The sequence below is a fragment of the Micromonospora chalcea genome (assembly GCF_028768405.1).
GTDB classification, from domain to species: domain Bacteria; phylum Actinomycetota; class Actinomycetes; order Mycobacteriales; family Micromonosporaceae; genus Micromonospora; species Micromonospora chalcea.
The window spans coordinates 109,874-127,579 of sequence record NZ_CP118233.1 but is presented as its reverse complement, the minus strand read 5'-3'; the positions used below and the strand labels follow the sequence as shown (position 1 = coordinate 127,579).

The 17,706-nt window shown below is 71.7% G+C and carries 13 protein-coding genes; 9 read left to right on the top strand and 4 right to left on the bottom strand.

Annotated elements, in window-relative coordinates; genetic code table 11:
- Window positions 1–19 precede the first annotated feature (19 nt).
- From PVK74_RS00560 to PVK74_RS00545, 4 genes are all read right to left on the bottom strand, one after another.
- Complete coding sequence (locus PVK74_RS00560) at window positions 20–1,000, bottom strand: ABC transporter permease (RefSeq protein WP_064447400.1); 981 nt, start codon at window positions 998–1,000, stop codon at window positions 20–22.
- Window positions 1,001–1,966 (bottom strand): ROK family protein, encoded by a 966-nt coding sequence (locus PVK74_RS00555; protein WP_274477904.1) that lies wholly within the window; start codon window positions 1,964–1,966, stop codon window positions 1,001–1,003. It lies immediately after the preceding gene.
- Window positions 1,966–2,958: a phosphotriesterase family protein gene (locus tag PVK74_RS00550; protein ID WP_274477903.1), complete on the bottom strand. Its 993-nt coding sequence runs from the start codon at window positions 2,956–2,958 to the stop codon at window positions 1,966–1,968. Before PVK74_RS00550 ends, PVK74_RS00555 begins: the two co-directional genes overlap by 1 nt.
- A gap of 63 nt (window positions 2,959–3,021) precedes the next feature.
- Window positions 3,022–4,137, bottom strand: a complete 1,116-nt coding sequence (locus tag PVK74_RS00545; RefSeq protein WP_043325211.1) for a substrate-binding domain-containing protein — start codon at window positions 4,135–4,137, stop codon at window positions 3,022–3,024.
- A 343-nt stretch (window positions 4,138–4,480) separates the two neighbouring features.
- Between PVK74_RS00545 and PVK74_RS00540 the strand changes: the two genes are divergently transcribed.
- From PVK74_RS00540 to PVK74_RS00500, 9 genes are all read left to right on the top strand, one after another.
- Window positions 4,481–5,668 (top strand): ROK family transcriptional regulator, encoded by a 1,188-nt coding sequence (locus PVK74_RS00540; RefSeq protein ID WP_274477902.1) that lies wholly within the window; start codon window positions 4,481–4,483, stop codon window positions 5,666–5,668.
- 353 nt (window positions 5,669–6,021) lie between these two features.
- Window positions 6,022–7,338 (top strand): CE1 family esterase, encoded by a 1,317-nt coding sequence (locus PVK74_RS00535; RefSeq protein WP_274477901.1) that lies wholly within the window; start codon window positions 6,022–6,024, stop codon window positions 7,336–7,338.
- Window positions 7,339–7,667: 329 nt separating this feature from the next.
- Window positions 7,668–9,143 (top strand): arabinofuranosidase catalytic domain-containing protein, encoded by a 1,476-nt coding sequence (locus PVK74_RS00530; RefSeq protein ID WP_274477900.1) that lies wholly within the window; start codon window positions 7,668–7,670, stop codon window positions 9,141–9,143.
- A 50-nt stretch (window positions 9,144–9,193) separates the two neighbouring features.
- Entirely contained in the window at window positions 9,194–11,602 is a 2,409-nt protein-coding gene (locus tag PVK74_RS00525; RefSeq protein ID WP_274477899.1) for a ricin-type beta-trefoil lectin domain protein, read from the top strand.
- A 124-nt stretch (window positions 11,603–11,726) separates the two neighbouring features.
- Window positions 11,727–13,466, top strand: a complete 1,740-nt coding sequence (locus PVK74_RS00520) for a family 43 glycosylhydrolase (protein WP_113973425.1) — start codon at window positions 11,727–11,729, stop codon at window positions 13,464–13,466.
- 11 nt (window positions 13,467–13,477) lie between these two features.
- Complete coding sequence (locus PVK74_RS00515) at window positions 13,478–14,602, top strand: RICIN domain-containing protein (RefSeq protein WP_043325219.1); 1,125 nt, start codon at window positions 13,478–13,480, stop codon at window positions 14,600–14,602.
- A 104-nt stretch (window positions 14,603–14,706) separates the two neighbouring features.
- Window positions 14,707–15,123 carry a PPOX class F420-dependent oxidoreductase gene (locus PVK74_RS00510; RefSeq protein WP_030499597.1) on the top strand — a complete coding sequence of 139 codons (417 nt, stop codon included), beginning with the start codon at window positions 14,707–14,709 and terminating at the stop codon, window positions 15,121–15,123.
- Window positions 15,124–15,166: 43 nt separating this feature from the next.
- Window positions 15,167–15,757, top strand: a complete 591-nt coding sequence (locus tag PVK74_RS00505) for a DinB family protein (protein ID WP_166457553.1) — start codon at window positions 15,167–15,169, stop codon at window positions 15,755–15,757.
- 88 nt (window positions 15,758–15,845) lie between these two features.
- Window positions 15,846–17,657 carry a hypothetical protein gene (locus PVK74_RS00500; protein ID WP_187692477.1) on the top strand — a complete coding sequence of 604 codons (1,812 nt, stop codon included), beginning with the start codon at window positions 15,846–15,848 and terminating at the stop codon, window positions 17,655–17,657.
- Window positions 17,658–17,706 lie beyond the last annotated feature (49 nt).

The following is a 17,706-nucleotide window of genomic DNA, read 5'->3' as shown; positions in this document are numbered from 1 at the left end:
GCGGTTGCTTCCTTCCGGGTCAGCTTCGCCGCTCGCGCAGCGAGAGGGAGACGGCCACCAGGATGATCGCGCCGCGCGCCATCATCTGCTGGGACACGGACAGGCCGGCCAGGATCAGGCCGTTGTTGAGCATGCCCATCAGCAGGCTGCCCAGCACCGCGCCGACGATCGAGCCCTTGCCGCCGAAGAGGCTGGTGCCGCCCACGATCACGGCGGCGATCACGGACATCAGGTCGGCCTCGCCGAGGGTGTACCGGGCGCCCTGGAGGCGTCCGGCGTACAGCAGGCCGGCCAGGGCGGCGCACATCGCGCTGCCCATCAGCACCATGATCTTGACGCGGATCACCTTGATGCCGCTGACCCGGGCCGCTGCCACGTTGTCGCCGATGGCGAGCGTGTGCGCGCCGTACCGGGTCTGGCGCAGCACCAGGTACCCGACCACCGCCGCCGCCACCGACCAGAGCACCAGCCCGGGGATGCCGAGGATCTCGCCCTGGCCGAAGAAGGAGAGGAACGCGTCGTTGCTGACCGGCACCGACTGCAGGCCGGTGACCTCGCGGGCCAGGCCCGCCACCGCGCCCATGGTGGCGAGCGTGACCAGGAAGGAGGGCAGCCGGACCAGGGTGACGAAGACGCCGTTGACCAGGCCGACCGCCGCGCCGGCGGCGAGACCGGCGGCCACCCCGAGCAGCATGTTGTCGGTCTCCCGCAGCGTCACCGCGCCGACCAGCGCGGAGAGCGCGACGACCGAGCCGATCGACAGGTCGATCTCGCCGGCGGCCAGCACGAAGACCAGCCCGACCGCCATGATCGTGATGGGCGCGGTCTGGATGACGATGTTTGTGAGGTTGCTCGTGGTCAGGAAGCCGTTGCTGCCCTGGGTGACGGCGAAGAACAGGAACACGACCGCGAAGCCGATGTAGACCACGTAGTCGCGCCAGTTGATCCGGCGCCAGGCCGGGGCGGCGCTGGTCTTCACCGCCGCATCGGTGTGGGTCATCTATCGTCCCTCCGCTGTCTGGAAAGAGGTGGTCGTGCCGTCGTGGACGCCGGCCTCCCGGCGGGCGACCGCGACGGCGCCGAGCAGGCCGGCCCGGTCGCCGAGCAGGCTGGTCTTGATCAACGGAACGCCCGTGCTCAGCGCGGCGACCCAGCGCCGGACCGGCTCGACGAGCTCGGTCCGGGAGCCGATGCCGCCGCCCAGGATCACCGCCTCCGGGTCCAGGACGGCGGTGACCGCGACGACCGCCAGGGCGATCAGCCGGGCCTCCTCGTCGATGGCCGCCAGCGCGACCGGATCGCCGGCGGCGGCCCGGTCGAAGACGTCGGGCACGCTCGCCTGCTCGCCGGACACCGCCCGGTACCGGGCGGCGAGGGCGGCGCCGGCGACTGCCTCCTCCAGCGCGCCCTTCACCTGGTTGTCCGGGTCGAACGGGTCGGTTCCCAGCGGCAGGTAGGAGATCTCCCCCGCCGCGCCGCGCGCGCCCCGGACCAGCTCACCGTTCAGCACGATGCCCATGCCGACTCCGGTGCCGACCGCCACGAACACGAAGTGCCGGTGGGTACGCCCGCTGCCCAGCCACCGCTCCCCGGCGGCGGCCATGTTGACGTCGTTGTCCAGCACGACCGGGTGCCCCAGGCGGCGGGTCAGCTCGGCCCGCACGTCGAGCGCCTCGAGGTCGGAGACGTTCGGCGACAGCTCGATCGCGCCGGTCGCCGGGTCGGGCACGCCGGGCAGGCCGATCGCGCTGGCCCGCACGTCGGACCAGTCGACGCCGGCCCGGGCGGCCAGTTCGCGCAGCAGCGTGTCGATCTGCGCGGCCACCGCCGTGCCGCCCCGGGGGTCGGTCGGCTGCACCTGCTCGCTCACGACGAGACCGTCGAGGTCGGCCAGCGCGGCCCGCAGCTTGGTGCCGCCGAGGTCGACGCCGGCGACGTAGCCGGACGGACGCGGATGCGCGGCCATCAGCCGACCGTCAGGAGTCGGGCCGGGTTGGCCGCCAGCATCTGGTCGATCGCCTCCGGCGGCACACCGAGGCGGGTGAGACCCGGCACGATCTCCCGGCCGAGGTAGGAGTAGCCGAGCCGGCCGTGCGTACGCGGGTTCAGGTACGCCTCCGCGCCGGTCAGGTCCATCGAGAGCAGGATCCGGTCGGCGTAGCCGTCGCGGACCAGCCCGGCGAGCATGTCGAGCCGGGCACGGTCGGGCCGGTGGTACGCCCGCTTGCCGAACTCGCCCTCCGGCGGATTCTCCGGCAGCGGGGCGAGCACGAAGTCCCAGAACTGCTTGCCGAGCGTGTCGAAGGCGATGTTGACGCCGGTGGCCAGCACCGCCCGCAGGTAGTCCGGGTCGGGGTTGATGTCCAGGTGGCCGATGACGACGCGGGAGGGGTCCATCTTCTCCTCGCGCAGGATCTCGACCTGCTCCAGCGCCATGGTGCCGTGCGTGGTGTGCGTGTTCAGCGCCAGGCCGGTGGCGACGGCGGCGCGGGCGGCGGCACGCAGGCACTTCTCCTCGTGCGCGGTGATCTCGTTCAGCCCGGTGGCCTGCTCGCCGAAGATGCCGACCTTGATCCCGGTGTCCCCGACGCCGACGGTGGCGTCGGCGACGAAGCGTTCCCGCATCTCGTCGACGCTCGCGCGCAGCGCCCAGCCGGGCGAGTACGGCTCCAGGTAGATCGCCGATCCGGCGACCACGTGCAGGCCGGTACGCGACGCCACCTCGCGCAGCAGCGTCACGTCGTGACCGACCACCTCGTACGGGGACAGGTCCACGATCGTGCCGAAGCCCAGCTCGGGCAGGTCGCGTACCGCCCCGGCGGCGAGGTCCGCGCGGTCGTCGGCGACGCCGCCGGACAGCCACGGCCCGGGCACCAGCGCGCCGAGGTGCTCGTGACTCAGCACCCGGCCGAGCGACTCGGGAGGCACCGGTCCGAGGACTGTCTGGACGTACCCCATGTGCTTCTTCCTCTCGTCTCGCGGTGCTCGCGGACCCGGCGGTGGGCCGGACCGCGCCCGGCGTCAGTTGCCGAGCACCTCGGCCGGGGGCTCCTGGCCGTAGTCGTCGCGCCAGGCGTCGGCGATGTTGTCCTTGGTCGCGGCCATCGGCGATCCGACGACCAGCTCCGGGGCCTTCTTGCCGAGCAGGCCGTACGCGGCGACGACGCCCAGGTTCTGGCCGAGCCGGGTCGAGCCGTTGGCGACGATGCCGGCGACGTTGCCGCCCTTGACCATGTCGGCGGCGAGGTTCGCCTCCAGGTCGTTCGTGACGATCTTGACGTCGGTGCGGCCCTGCTGCCGGGTCGCGGCGAGCACGCCCTCGGCGGCGGTGGCCCAGGCGACGTAGACGCCCTTGAGGTCGGCGTGGCGGGTCAGCATCGCGGTGGCGATGTCCTCGGTACGCGCCGGGTCGGAGAACCCGGCCTCCTCGACGATCTCGATGTCCGGGTAGAGGTAGCCCAGCCAGTCCTTGAACGCCTTGTCCCGCTGGTTGGTGAACCAGAAGTCGGCGTCGTGGTAGACGTAGCCGACCTTGCCCTTGCCGCCGAGCGCCTTGCCGAGCATCTCCGCGTTGGCCTTGCCGAACGCGGTCAGGTCGGCGGTGACGATGCCGACGATCTGCTGCCCGGACTTGTAGTCCTTCGGCGGGGTGGTCATCACGACGAGCTTGACGCCGGCGTCCACGGCGGGCTTGAAGGCGGCGGCCGCAGCGGTCGGGTCGACGGCGATGGTGACGATCAGGTCGGGCTTGAGCGCCAGCACGGTCTGCACGTTGTTGGCCTGCCGGGCGGCGTCGAACTCGGCGCTGGTGCTGGCGAGCACCTTGATGCCGAGCTGGTCGAACTCCTTGCGGACGCCGGACTCGACGGCCTTGGTCAGCGCGGAGCCCTCGTGCCAGACGAAGGCGGCGGAGTAGTTGCCGTCCTTGACCTTCTGCCGCTCCTCGTCGGTCAGCGAGAGCTGGTCGGCGGCGGTCGGCGTCTCGCCGCCGGGGCCGACGAACGACAGGCTGGGTTCGGTACGCGGGCCGCTCGACGCGCCGCCGCTCCCGGAGGTCTCGTTCGAGCAGGCGCCGACCATGAGCGCCAGGGCGCAGAGCGCGCCGAGGGCGGCGCCACGTCTACGGCTGAGAATCATTGCTCTTCCCTTCACAGCAACGGGGTCCGGAACCGGGATTCCGGACTGACACGGGGGTCCGATGCGACCGGCACGGCGCGTACGGGGGCACGCGCCGCCTCCCTGGGGCCGGCGACCTCTATTTCCGTTCAGGGTGAAAGTATTATCGCGGTCATCACAGTCCGTCAAGAGCGCTGGTCAGAGATTCGACCCACTCGGTTCAACCGTCACCACCGGCCTCACCTCGGAATTCAGTGGGATCCGTCGCCCGGGTGCGGGCCGGAAGGCCACATGGTCCGGGTGGTTGCTCATCCAGCGGCGTGGCTTTAACATTCGGGCGGAAAGAAAATCGGCGGAGGTGGGCGTGGAATCTCGAGCACCACGGGCGGCGAACCGGTCCACAGTGCTGGCCCACGTGCTGACCCACGGCCCGGTGAGCCGCACGGCCATCGGCCACGAGACCGACCTCTCCCCCGCCACCGTGTCGCGGATCGTGGAACAGCTGCTCGACGAGGGGCTGCTGACCGAGACCGACGGCGCACCCACCACCAACCGGGGCCGCCGGGCGACCCAGGTCGCGATCGCCGCCGGACGCGGCGTGGTCTGCGGCGTCGACGTCGGCGGCTCCAACGTCCGGCTGGTGGTCGCCGATCTCGCCGCCCGGCCGCTGACCGGCCGGACCGTGCCCACACCCGCCGACTACGACGCGCCCCGGCTGGCCCAGTGGCTGGCCGACCTGATCATGCGGACCGTCGGCGCCGACCGGGAGCGGCTCGACTGCGTAGCGGTGGGCCTGCCCGGCGCCGTCCGGCAGGGAGACCGCGCCGTCTCCAACGCCCCGAACCTGCCCCAGGTGGAGGACCCGCTGTTCCTGCGGCTGCTGGAGAAGCACCTGGGCGCCGCGGTCGAGGTCGACAACGACTCCAACTACGCGCTGCTCGGGGAGCTGCGCTTCGGCGCCGCCCGGGACGCGCAGACAGCGGTGATGCTCACCATCGGGGCCGGACTCGGCGCCGGCGTCGCCATCGACCGCCGGCTGTTCCGGGGCCGCAGCGGCCTGGTGGGCGAGTTCGGCCACCTGCCGGCCGGCCCGCTCGGCGCGCCGCTCGAACGGATCATCAGCGGGTCCGGCATCCTCGCCCGCGCCCGCGAACTCGGCCTGTCGTTCGACAACGCGGCCGACGTGTTCCGCTCGGCCGACCCGCGACTGGCGCCGGTCAAGCAGTACGTCGAGCAGGCGCTGCTGGTGGTCCTCACCGCGGCGGTGGTCGCCTACGAACCGGAGGTGATCGTCCTCGGCGGCGGCGTCTCCCACGCGCTCACACCCGACCTGGTCCGGCTACGCGGCCGGCTGCACGAGATCGTGCCGGCCGCCGAGGCGGCAGTGCACGGCGCGGAACTCGGTGACCTCTCCGGCGCGCTGGGCGCCGTGGTCGCGGCGCTGCACACCGCGTACCGGCGGCTCGGGCTCGCCGAGGCGGACCTCGCCCGCGTTCCCCAGCCGGACGCCCTCGCCGGCTGCGACCTGCCGGCCCTGGCCGACCACGCCTGAGCAGGCGGCAGCGCCCCCGCCGGGCGCTGCTGTGAGCGTTCACCCGGCGGCCGGCCCGCTCCTTCTCCGGAACCGACCGGTTGAACATGTTATCGATAACCTGCTATGTTCCGGCACGGGAGCGAAGGGCACGCTCCCCGTCACCCCCGCAATCGGCACGGCGCACGAGGGTCCCCTCGCCGTCCGGCCGATCGGTGACCAGTCCGGGCCGCTCCGCCGATGCACGCCGACGCAGGCGGCCACCGGACGACTTCGGCCCAGCCGCACGCACGGCTCCGCGCCCTCTTCGCAGGCGACGTCGGCATCGACGGACGGCCCGGCCTGCACCACCACCCAGGGCAAGGAGTCCAGCAATGGCGAAACGAACATCCCTTCTCTCCTCCGTCGCCGCCGCGGCCGTGCTCCTCGCGGCGGCGGCCGGCGGCGCGCTCAGCGCCGACCTCGGCGAGACGGCGCAGGCGTCGACAAACGGCACGCTCGCGGCGACCGCCGGCTGCGGCAAGGCGCCGACGCTGTCCAGCGGAACGCGCACCATCTCCAGCGGCGGGCAGAACCGCAGCTACATCCTGCGCATCCCGGACGGGTACGACCGCAACCACCCGTACCGGCTGATCTTCGGGTTCCACTGGCTGAACGGCTCGGCCAACAACGTCGCCTCGGCCGGCTACTACGGCCTGCTGCCGCTGTCGAACAACAGCACGATCTTCGTCGCGCCGCAGGGCATCGACAACGGCTGGGCCAACACCAACGGCCGGGACCTGACGCTGTTCGACGACATCTCCCGGCAGATCGAGAACGACCTCTGCGTCGACACGTCCCAGCGGTTCGCGCTCGGCTGGAGCTACGGCGGGGCGATGAGCTACGCGGTGGCCTGCGCCCGGCCCAACGTCGTCCGCGCGGTCACCGTCATCTCCGGCGCGAACCTGAGCGGCTGCAACGGCGGCACCCAGCCGGTCGCCTACTTCGGCATCCACGGCATCTACGACAGCGTGCTGAACATCTCCATGGGCCGCTCGCTGCGCGACACGTTCGTCCGGAACAACGGCTGCACCGCGCAGAGCCCGCGCGAGCCGAGCCGGGGCAGCCTCACCCACATCACCACCACGTACTCCGGTTGCCGCGAGGGCTACCCGGTGCAGTGGGCCGCGTTCGACGGCGACCACACCCCCAGCCCGGTCGACGGGTCGTCCAGCCCGAACGACTCCCGGACCTGGACCTCGGGGGAGATCTGGCGGTTCTTCAGCCAGTTCGCGTCCACCACGCCGCCGACCACGGCGCCGCCGACCTCCGTGCCGCCGACCACGCCGCCGGTGACCACCGCACCGCCCACGACTCCGCCGGTCACGACCCCGCCGCCTGGTGAGCCGGGCGCCTGCACCGCGACCTACCGGACCGTGAACACCTGGCCGGGCGGCTTCCAGGCCGAGGTCACGGTGGCCAACAACGGCGCCACCACGCTCAACGGCTGGACCGTACGCCTGACCCTGGCCTCCGGCCAGGCGATCAGCAGCCTCTGGAACGGCGTCAACACGGGCACCTCCGGCTCGGTGTCGGTCCGCAACGCCGACTACAACGGCACGGTCGGCGCGAACGGCTCGACCACGTTCGGGTTCACCGCCACCGGAAACGGGGCCACCGTGCCCAGCGGAGTCAGCTGCACCAGTCCCTGATCTCCGTATCGCCGAACCCCCGCACGGGGAGCCGGGCCGTGGGTGGCACGCCGCCGCCCTCGGCCCGGCACCGCCGGGACAACTGAGGTCCCGCCGGACGCCGGGATGTGCTCTAATTAACTCTGGTCGATGTTCGCGCTAACATTTACGACCCCACAGGCCACCACCACCGACATGTCGGGGCCGCCGCCACACCACTGTTAGCGCTTACACCGACGGCCATCCACAACTCGCGAGGCACCGTGCCGGACGGTCGGGTGCTCGCGCGTATCCGAGGAGCCGTCATGGCGATCCCCCGTCCCCGGTCCGTCCGATCCGGACCACCGCGTATGACCATCTCCGCCCTGGTGCTCGTCCTGGCCGTCGCCGGCGCCGCCGTGGCCGCGCAGACCCGAAGCGCCGTGGCCGCCCCCGGGCCCGGCTCCATCGTGGGCGTGCAGTCCGGCCGCTGCGTCGACGTCCCCAACGGCAGCACCACGAACGGCACCCAGGTCCAGCTGTACGACTGCACCGGCGGCACGCCGCAGAGCTGGACGTACACGTCGGCGAAGCAGCTCACGGTGTACGGCAACAAATGCCTGGACGCCAACGGCCAGGGCACCAGCCCGGGCACGACGGTGATCATCTGGGACTGCAACGGCCAGGCCAACCAGCAGTGGAACATCACCTCGGCCGGCACCGTCACCGGTCAGCAGTCCGGGCTGTGCCTGGACGCGACGAACGCGGGCACCGCCAACGGCACCAGGATCATCCTGTGGACCTGCAACGGACAGACAAACCAGCGGTGGAACGTCTCGACCACACCGTCGTCACCGCCGCCCACCTCGACGCCGCCGCCCGGCGGCCGGCCGTGCGACATCTACGCCGCGGGCGGCACCCCGTGCGTCGCGGCGCACAGCACCACCCGGGCGCTCTTCTCGGCGTACGGCGGCAACCTCTACCAGGTCCGCCGCTCCTCGGACAACGCCACCCGCAACATCGGACTGGTGAGCGCGGGCGGCTACGCCGACGCCGCTGCGCAGGACGCGTTCTGCTCCGGTACGAGCTGCGTGATCACCGCCGTGTTCGACCAGTCGGGACGCGGTAACGACCTGTGGTACCAGGGCTCCGCGCAGGTCCCCGGCTCCACCTCCAGCCGGCCCGCGAACGCGACGAGCGAGTCGCTGACGGTCGGCGGCGCCCGGGCGTATTCCCTCTACATCAACCCTGGGAACAGCTACTGGCGGGACGGCCACCTGACCGGCGTCCCCACCGGCTCCGCCCCCGAGGGCATGTACATGGTGACCAGCGGCACCCACGTCAACAGCGGCTGCTGCTTCGACTACGGCAACAGCGAGACCACCCGCAGCGCCGACGCGGCGGGGGCGATGGACGCGATCAACTTCAGCACCAGTTGCTGGTTCGGCGGCTGCTCCGGCAGCGGCCCCTGGGTGCAGGCCGACCTGGAGTGGGGTCTCTACCCGGGCGGCAGCCAGTCCTGGAACCCGAACCAGCGGGCGTTCACCAACCGGTTCGTCACCGCCACCCTGAAGAACAACGGCACCTCGCGGTTCGCCATCAAGGGCAGCAACGCCCAGTCCGGCGGCCTCTACACGCTCTACGACGGGTCGTTGCCGGCCGGTTACAGCCCGATGCGTAAGCAGGGCGCGATCATCCTGGGCAGCGGCGGCGACTGCTGCAAGCCCGGCGGCGGCGCGAACCTCAGCGCCGGCACCTTCTACGAGGGCGCCATGGTCGCGGGCTATCCGTCCGACGCGACCGAGAACGCCGTCCAGGCCGACATCGTCGCCGCCGGCTACCGCTGACCGGCGAGCCACTCGGCGACCACACTCCGCATCTCCCGAAAGGACTCGTCATGTCCGAGCCGAGATCGATACGCCGACTGCTGGCGGCGTTCGCCGTCACCGTCCTGGCCGCCGCCGGCGGCCTGATCCTCACCGCCGGCCCCGCACAGGCCGCCACCTCGATCACCGTCAACGGCGCCTCCGGCGGCCAGACGTTCGACGGGGTCGGCGCGGTCAGCGGCGGCGGCGGCAACAGCCGGCTGCTGATCGACTATCCGGAGCCGCAGCGCGGGCAGATCCTGGACTACCTGTTCAAGCCCGGATACGGCGCCGCGCTGCAGATCCTCAAGGTCGAGATGGGCGGCGACACCAACTCCACCAGCGGGTCCGAGCCGAGTCACGAGCACGTCCGGGGCGATCTCAACTGCAACCGCGGCTACCAGTGGTGGATCATGGAGCAGGCAAAGGCCCGCAACCCCGCCATCAAGCTGGCGGCCCTGCCGTGGGGCGCTCCCGGGTGGATCGGCAACGGCAACTTCATGTCCCAGGACATGATCAACTACTTCGTGGACTGGCTGGGCTGCGCGCGGCAGCACAACCTGACCATGGACTACATCACCGCCGCCCAGAACGAGAAGCGGACGGACGCGAACTGGACCATCAGCCTGCGCCAGGCGCTGAACGCCAACGGCTACAGCGGCGTGAAGATCATCTACGGGGACGACTACCCCGGTAGCTGGGGCCCGGCCAACGCCGTCGCCGGCAACGCCACGCTGCGCAACAGCATCGACGTGCTCAGCGGCCACTACCCGTGCGGCTACCTCAGCGCGCAGACCACCTGCACCGTGTCCTCGACAGCCACCTCCACCGGCAAGACGCTGTGGAACAGCGAGGGCGGCTCGCAGGACTACAACGACGGCGCCAAGCCGCTGGCCCGCGGCATCAACCGCGGCTACATCGACGGCCGGATGGTCGCCTACCTCAACTGGGACCTGATCGCCGCCATCACGCCGAACCTGCCCTGGTCCACGGTCGGGCTGATCCTGGCCAACCAGCCCTGGTCCGGCTGGTACTCGGTCGGCAAGAACACCTGGGCGCTGGCCCACACCACCCAGTTCACCGCGCCCGGCTGGCGCTACCTGGACTCGGCCTCGGGCTACCTGGGCGGCAACCGCAACAACGGCAGCTACGTGTCGCTGCGCTCGCCCACCACCGGCGACTACAGCACCGTCATCGAGACCATGGACGCCACCGCGGCCCAGCAGGTCACCATGACCGTCACCGGCGGGCTGTCCACCGGCCAGGCGCACATCTGGGCCACGAACCTGAACTCGACAAACCCGAACGACTTCTTCGTCCGCACCGCGGACGTCACCCCGTCGGGCGGGTCGTTCACGTTCACCGCCCAGCCCGGCCACCTCTACACCGTCACCACCACGACCGGGCAGGGCAAGGGCACCGCCACCAGCCCGGCGCAGGGCTCGCTGGGCCTGCCGTACCGCGACGACTTCGACAGCTACGCCAGCGGGCGGTTCCCGAAGTACCTCCAGGACATGCAGGGCGCGTTCGAGATCGTCGGCTGCGGCGGCGGCCGGTCCGGCATGTGCCTGCGCCAGATGTCCGCGCAGGCGCCCATCACCTGGAAGACCCTCGCCGACCCGGCGACCTACGGCGGGAACCTGAGCTGGGGCAACTACACGGTCTCCGCCGACGTCCTGCTCGAACAGTCCGGCTACGCCCAGATCCAGGGCCGCGTCGGCAGCACCAACCTGGACCCGATCGGCCGCTACAACGCCTACTTCCTGCGGGTCACCGACGCCGGCGCGTGGTCCATCCTGCGCAACAACACCGCCGGGCAGCTCACCACGCTGCGCAGCGGGAACGTGGCGGCGCTCGGCACCAACCGCTGGCACAGCCTCGCGCTGGGCTTCGCCGGCACCACCATCACCGCCACCATCGACGGCGCCACGGTCGGCACGGCCACCGACTCCACCTTCGGCTCCGGCCAGGTCGGCTTCGGCACCAGCCAGGGCGAGACCGCGCAGTTCGACAACCTGTCGGTGGTCGCCGGCCCGGGTGGCAACCCCGGCGGTACGAGCGGCGCGTGGCTCAACCCCAACTCCAGCCGCTGCCTCGACGTGCCGAACCAGTCCCAGACCAACGGCACCCAGGTGACGTTGTGGGAGTGCAACGGCGGGACCAACCAGCAGTGGACGGCGACGTCGAGCCGGCAACTCCAGGTGTACGGGAGCAAGTGCCTGGACGCCGAGGGGCAGGGCACCTCGTCCGGCACCCGGGTGATCATCTGGGACTGCAACGGCGGCGCCAACCAGCAGTGGAACGTCAACACCGACGGCACGATCACCGGCGTCCAGTCCGGACTGTGCCTGAGCCCGAACGGCGGCGGGACCGGCAACGGCACCTCGATCATCCTGTCCGCCTGCACCGGCGCGAACAGCCAGAAGTGGAGCCGGGCGTGACGGCCCGACCCTCGCCGACCACACCATCCGCCGCGGCGCGGCCTACCCCGGGAGATGACCTGTGACGTCAACGCTATGGAGAACCGACCGCCGGACCAGACGATGGCTCGCTCTGGCGGTGACCATGCTCGCCCTGCTCGGGCTGGCCCCGGCCATCGCCGGCGGGCTGAGCCCGACCGCCGCCCGGGCGGACAACCCGATCGTGCAGACCATCTACACGGCCGACCCGGCCCCGCTCGTGTACAACAACCGGGTCTACCTGTACACCGGCCACGACGAGGACAACTCGACCTGGTTCACCATGAAGGAGTGGCGGGTCTACTCGTCCGACGACATGGTGAACTGGACCGACCACGGATCGCCGCTCAGCCTCGCCACGTTCAGCTGGGCCAAGCAGGACGCGTGGGCCGGCCAGGCGGTCCACCGCAACGGAAAGTTCTACTGGTACGTGCCGATGGTCGTGCGGGCCACCGGCCAGATGGGCATCGGGGTGGCGGTGGCGGACAGCCCCACCGGGCCGTTCCGGGACGCCATCGGGCGCCCGCTGGTGAGCAACGGTGAGATCGACCCGACCGTGTTCATCGACGACGACGGCCAGGCGTACCTGTACTGGGGCAACCCCCGCCTGTGGTACGTCAAGCTGAACGCGGACATGATCTCGTACTCGGGCAGCCCGACCCAGATCCCGCTGACCGCGGCGGGTTTCGGCGCACGGACCGGTGACGCGAACCGGCCGACCCTCTACGAGGAGGGTCCGTGGGTGTACAAGCGCAACGGCCTCTACTACATGGTCTTCGCGGCCAAGTGCTGCTCGGAGTTCATCGCCTACTCCACCGCGCCCGGGCCGCTGGGGCCGTGGACGTACCGCGGCACCGTCATGCCCACCCAGGGCAGCAGCTTCACCAACCACCCCGGCATCACCGACTACAAGGGCGGCTCGTACTTCTTCTACCACAACGGCGCGCTGCCCGGCGGCGGCGGTTTCACCAGGTCGGTGGCGGTGGAGAAGTTCTCCTACGGCGCTGACGGCTCGATCCCGACGATCAACATGACCACCACCGGCGCGCCGCAGATCGGCACGCTCAACCCGTACATCCGGCAGGAGGCCGAGACGAGCGCCTGGGCGTCCGGCGTGGAGACCGAGCCGGCCAGCGGCGGCGGGATGAACGTCGGCTTCATCGACAACGGCGACTACCTCAAGATCAAGGGCGTCGCCTTCGGGTCCGGCGCGACCTCGTACACCGCCCGGGTGGCCTCCGCGGGCAGCGGCGGCACCATCGAGCTGCGGCTGGACGGCACCAGCGGCCCGGTGGTGGGCACCTGCCGGGTGTCCGGCACCGGCGGCTGGCAGACCTGGGCCGACACGACCTGCGCGGTCAGCGGCGCCACCGGCACCCACGACCTCTACCTGCGGTTCACCGGCGGCAGCGGCTCGCTGTTCAACATCGACCACTGGCGGTTCACCCCCGCCGGGAGCACGCCGCCGCCCACCGACCCGCCGACCACCACGCCGCCGCCGATCGATCCCCCGCCGACCACTGCGCCGCCCACCACGCCGCCGCCGGGCGGTGGCGCCTGCACCGCCACCTACCGCACCACGAACTCCTGGTCGGGCGGCTTCCAGGCCGAGGTGACAGTCACGGCCGACGCCGCGGCGCTCAACGGGTGGTCGGTGCGGTGGAACCTGGCCGGTGGCCAGAGCATCAGCCAGGTCTGGAGCGGCACGCTGAGCACCAGCGGCTCCACCGCGACAGTCAGCAACGCCGCGTACAACGGCTCCGTGCCCGCGTCCGGCTCCACCACGTTCGGCTTCATCGCCAACGGCTCGCCGACCACCCCGTCCCTGACCTGCACCACCCCGTGAAAGGAGCACACATGCGTACCACTGTGCGGAGATGGCTCACCGCGGGCGCCGCGCTCGCCGTGCTGGCCGCCGGTGTGCTGACGGCGACCGGACCGGCGGCCGCCGAGTCCAACGGCGGCACCCGCGTGATGCCGCTCGGTGACTCCATCACCGAGGGCACCCAGGTGCCGGGCGGCTACCGGATCGGCCTGTGGCAGCGGCTGGCCGGCGGCGGCTACCGGGTCGACCTGGTCGGCTCCCAGTTCAACGGGCCGGGCAACCTCGGCGACCACGACCACGAGGGCCACCCCGGCTGGCGCATCGACCAGATCGACGCCAACATCACCGGCTGGCTGAACGCCTACCAGCCGCGCACCGTGCTGCTGCACATCGGCACCAACGACATCCTGCAGAACTACAACGTCTCCACCGCGCCGAACCGGCTCTCCTCGCTCATCGACCGCATCACCAACACCGCGCCGAACGCGGACGTGTTCGTCGCGCAGATCATCCCGCTCGCCAACTCCGGCCAGGCGGCGGCGGTACGCACGTTCAACGCCGCGCTGCCCGGCATCGTGCAGTCGAAGGTGAACGCCGGCAAGCGCGTCCACCTGGTCGACCAGTACTCGGCGCTGACCACCGCCGACCTGATCGACGGCATCCACCCGACCGCCACCGGCTACGACAAGATGGCGGCGGTCTGGTACCGGGCGTTGCAGTCGGTGTCCGGCAGCATCGGCACCCCGGGCAGCGGCGGCGGCACGTACCAGAACGTGCAGCTCGTCGGCGCCGGCTCCGGCCGGTGCCTGGACGTGCCGAACGGCAGCACCACGAACGGCACCGCGGTGCAGCTGTACGACTGCTGGGGCGGCACCATGCAGCGCTGGACCTACACCTCGGACAAGCAGTTGCAGGTGCTCGGCAACAAGTGCCTCGACGCCAGCGGACGGGGCACCGCGAACGGCACCAGCGTGATCATCTGGGACTGCAACGGCCAGCCCAACCAGCAGTGGAACCTCAACGCCAACGGCACGATCAGCGGCGTCCAGTCCGGGCGCTGCCTGGACGCGGCGGGCTACGGCACCGCCAACGGGACGAGGATCAACCTCTGGGACTGCCACGGCGGCACCAACCAGCAGTGGAGCGCGCGCGCCTGACCGGCGTGCGACGGGCTCCCCGGCGGACGCCGCCGGGGAGCCCGTCCGGGCGGCGCCCGCCGCATGACCAGCGGCGGGCCCGGCGGGTACGTAGAGTGAGAGCCATGTCGAAGCCGCCGCTGCCCGAGCCCGCCGTCGCCATGCTGGGCAAGCCGAATCCCGCCGTCATCGCCACGCTTCGCGACGGCCAGCCGGTGTCCGCGGCCACCTGGTACCTCTGGGAGGACGGCCGCGTCCTGGTGAACATGGACGAGGGCCGCCGCCGGCTGGCACACCTGCGCAGCGATCCCCGGGTTTCCCTGACCGTGCTGGACGAGGGGAACTGGTACACCCACGTCAGCCTGATCGGGCGGGTGGTCGAGCTGCGCGACGACGAGGGCCTGGCGGACATCGACCGGATCTCGCAGCACTACACCGGGCGGCCGTACCCCCGGCGGGACCGCAAGCGGGTCAGCGCGTGGATCGAGATCGAGCGCTGGCACGGGTGGGGCGCGCACAAGGACAACAGCCAGACCGGCTGACGGCGCCCCCACGATGTCCGACCCATGCGGAAGAGTGTCGGGCATGAGTGAGCCGTACGACCCGAAGGCAACGCTGCACCACTACCTGCGCGCGATCCGGGAGAATCTGATCTGGAAGCTCGACGGGCTGAGCGAACGCGAGGCCCGGCTTCCCCGCACCGCGACCGGCAACAACCTGCTGGGGGTGCTCAAGCACTGCCTGAACGTCGAGGCCGGCTACTTCGGGCCGACGTTCGGCCGCGAGTTCCCCACACCGGCGGAGCTGGTCGCCACCGAGACGTTCGACGCCGACCCGCAGGCCGACTGGTACGCCCGCGAGGACGAGACCAAGGACGGGCTGATCGACCTGTACCGCCGCGTCGCGGCGTTCGCGGACGAGACGATCGACACGCTGCCGCTGGACGCGCCGGGGCGGGTGCCGTGGTGGCTGCCCGGCCGGCAGGACGTGACGCTGCACCAGGTCCTCGTGCACGTCTGCGTCGACCTGGCCCGGCACGCGGGGCACGCCGACATCCTGCGCGAGCAGCACGACGCCGCGATCGGGCTGGGGCAGGAGAACCGGAACGTCCCCGAGGGCTACGACTGGCCGGCGTACGTCGACCGGCTGTCGGCGCTCGCCGACCGGTTCGCGTAGGCGGTTTTCCGGTAATGCGGCCGGAAGTTTCAACCACATTTCGGACAGTGGATCGACAGGACCAGCAGCATCGTGAAGCATCTATCCCATGAAGATCCGGCCCGCCGTCGCCCCGCCGACCGCTGAGGACACCGGTCCCGAGCAGCCTCCCGCCGACCGGCCCTCGGACGACCGCCCCTCCGACGAACGGCCTGTGGACGGCAGACGCCGATGGCGGCCGAACCCGGAGTGGACGCTGGCGATCCTGGGCAGCCTGCTGCTGGCGGTGGTGCTGACCTGGCCGACGATGCGGCACCCGGCGACCACCATCCCCGGCGACCTGGGCGACCCCACGTTGCAGGCGTGGCAGGTCGCCTGGTCGGGGCACGCCCTGCTCAACGACCCGGCCAACCTCTGGCACTCGAACACGTTCTTCCCGGAGCGCTACACCTACGCCTACAGCGACACGCTGCTCGGCTACGCGCCGTTCGGGATGGTCGGCTCCGGCTTCGAGGCCGCCGTGATCCGCTACAACGTGCTCTACGTGCTGCTGCACGCGCTGGCGTTCCTCGGGGCGTACGCGCTGGCCCGGCAGCTCGGCGCGAACCGCTGGGGCGGCGCGGTCGCCGGGATCGCGTGGGCGTACGCGCCCTGGCGGCTGGCGCACTCCGGCCACCTGAACATCCTGTCCAGCGGCGGGATCGCGCTGGCCCTGGCGATGCTGGCCCGGGGTCACGGCTGGTCGCTGCGCCACGGCTACCGGCCGGAGCGCCGCCGTCCCGGCTGGGCGGTGGCCGGGTGGCTCGTCGCCGCCTGGCAGGTCACGCTCGGCTTCGGCATCGGGCTGCCGCTCGTCTACTTCCTGCTGGCCGCCGTGCTGGTGGCGGCCGGCTGCTACGGCTGGTCCTGGTGGCGCAAGCGGGAGCGTCCGCCGTTCGGCCGCCGGCTGCTGATCGCGGACCTGGCCGGCGGCGCCGTGTTCGGCGCCGTGACGCTGCTGCTCGGCCTGGTCTACCTGCGCGTCGTCGACCTCAACCCGCAGGCCGTCCGCTCGCTGGACTGGACCAAGATGTTCTCCCCTCCGCTGATCGGGTTCATCACCGCGCCCGGCGACTCGTGGCTGTGGGGGGAACGGCACGCCGCCGCCCGGGAGCAGCTGACCTGGCCGCCGGAGATGGCGCTGCTGCCCGGGATGACGCTGATCGGGCTGGCCGCGGCGGGGCTGTTCGTCTCGTCGTTCCCGGTGCGGCACCGGGTCGCGCTGGGGCTCGGCGTGCTCGGCACCGTGCTGCTCGGCCTGGGCGCCACCCTCGGCGGGGACGGCGACCCCGGCTATCTGACGCTGTCCACGCTCCTGCCCGGCTGGGACGCGCTGCGCACGCCGGGCCGGATGATGCACTGGACCAGCCTGCTGCTGGCGGTGCTGGCCGCCGGGCTGGTCACCGCGCTCGCCGAGTCCTGGCACCGGCCCTCGGCCCACCGCTGGTCCCGGGCCGTGGCGCCGCTGGTCCTGCTGGTGCCGCTCGCGCTGGTGACGCTGGAGGGCGTCAACCGCACGCCGCACCCGGTCGTGCCGACGCCGCCGGCCGCGATGCGTACCGCGCCGGAGCCGATGCTGGTGCTGCCCGCCGGCGGGATCGGCGACCTGAACTACATGCTCTGGTCCACCGACGGGTTCCCCCGGATCACCAACGGGCTCGGCGGTTTCGAGCCGGTCACCCAGGCGCAGACCCGGGTCGCCGTGGCGACGTTCCCCGACGCGGGCAGCGTGGCGTACCTGCGCGGCATCGGCGTCCGGTCGGTCGTCGCGGTGCCGAGCCGCGCGGCGGGCACGCCGTGGGAGGGCATCGAGAACCGGCCCGTTGACGGATTGGGCATCACCCGGGAGGACCTCGATGGCACGCTCGTCTACCGGCTCTGACGCCGCCGGCGCCGGAGGCCCGCGCCCGGGCGCCGGGCCGGGCGGGACG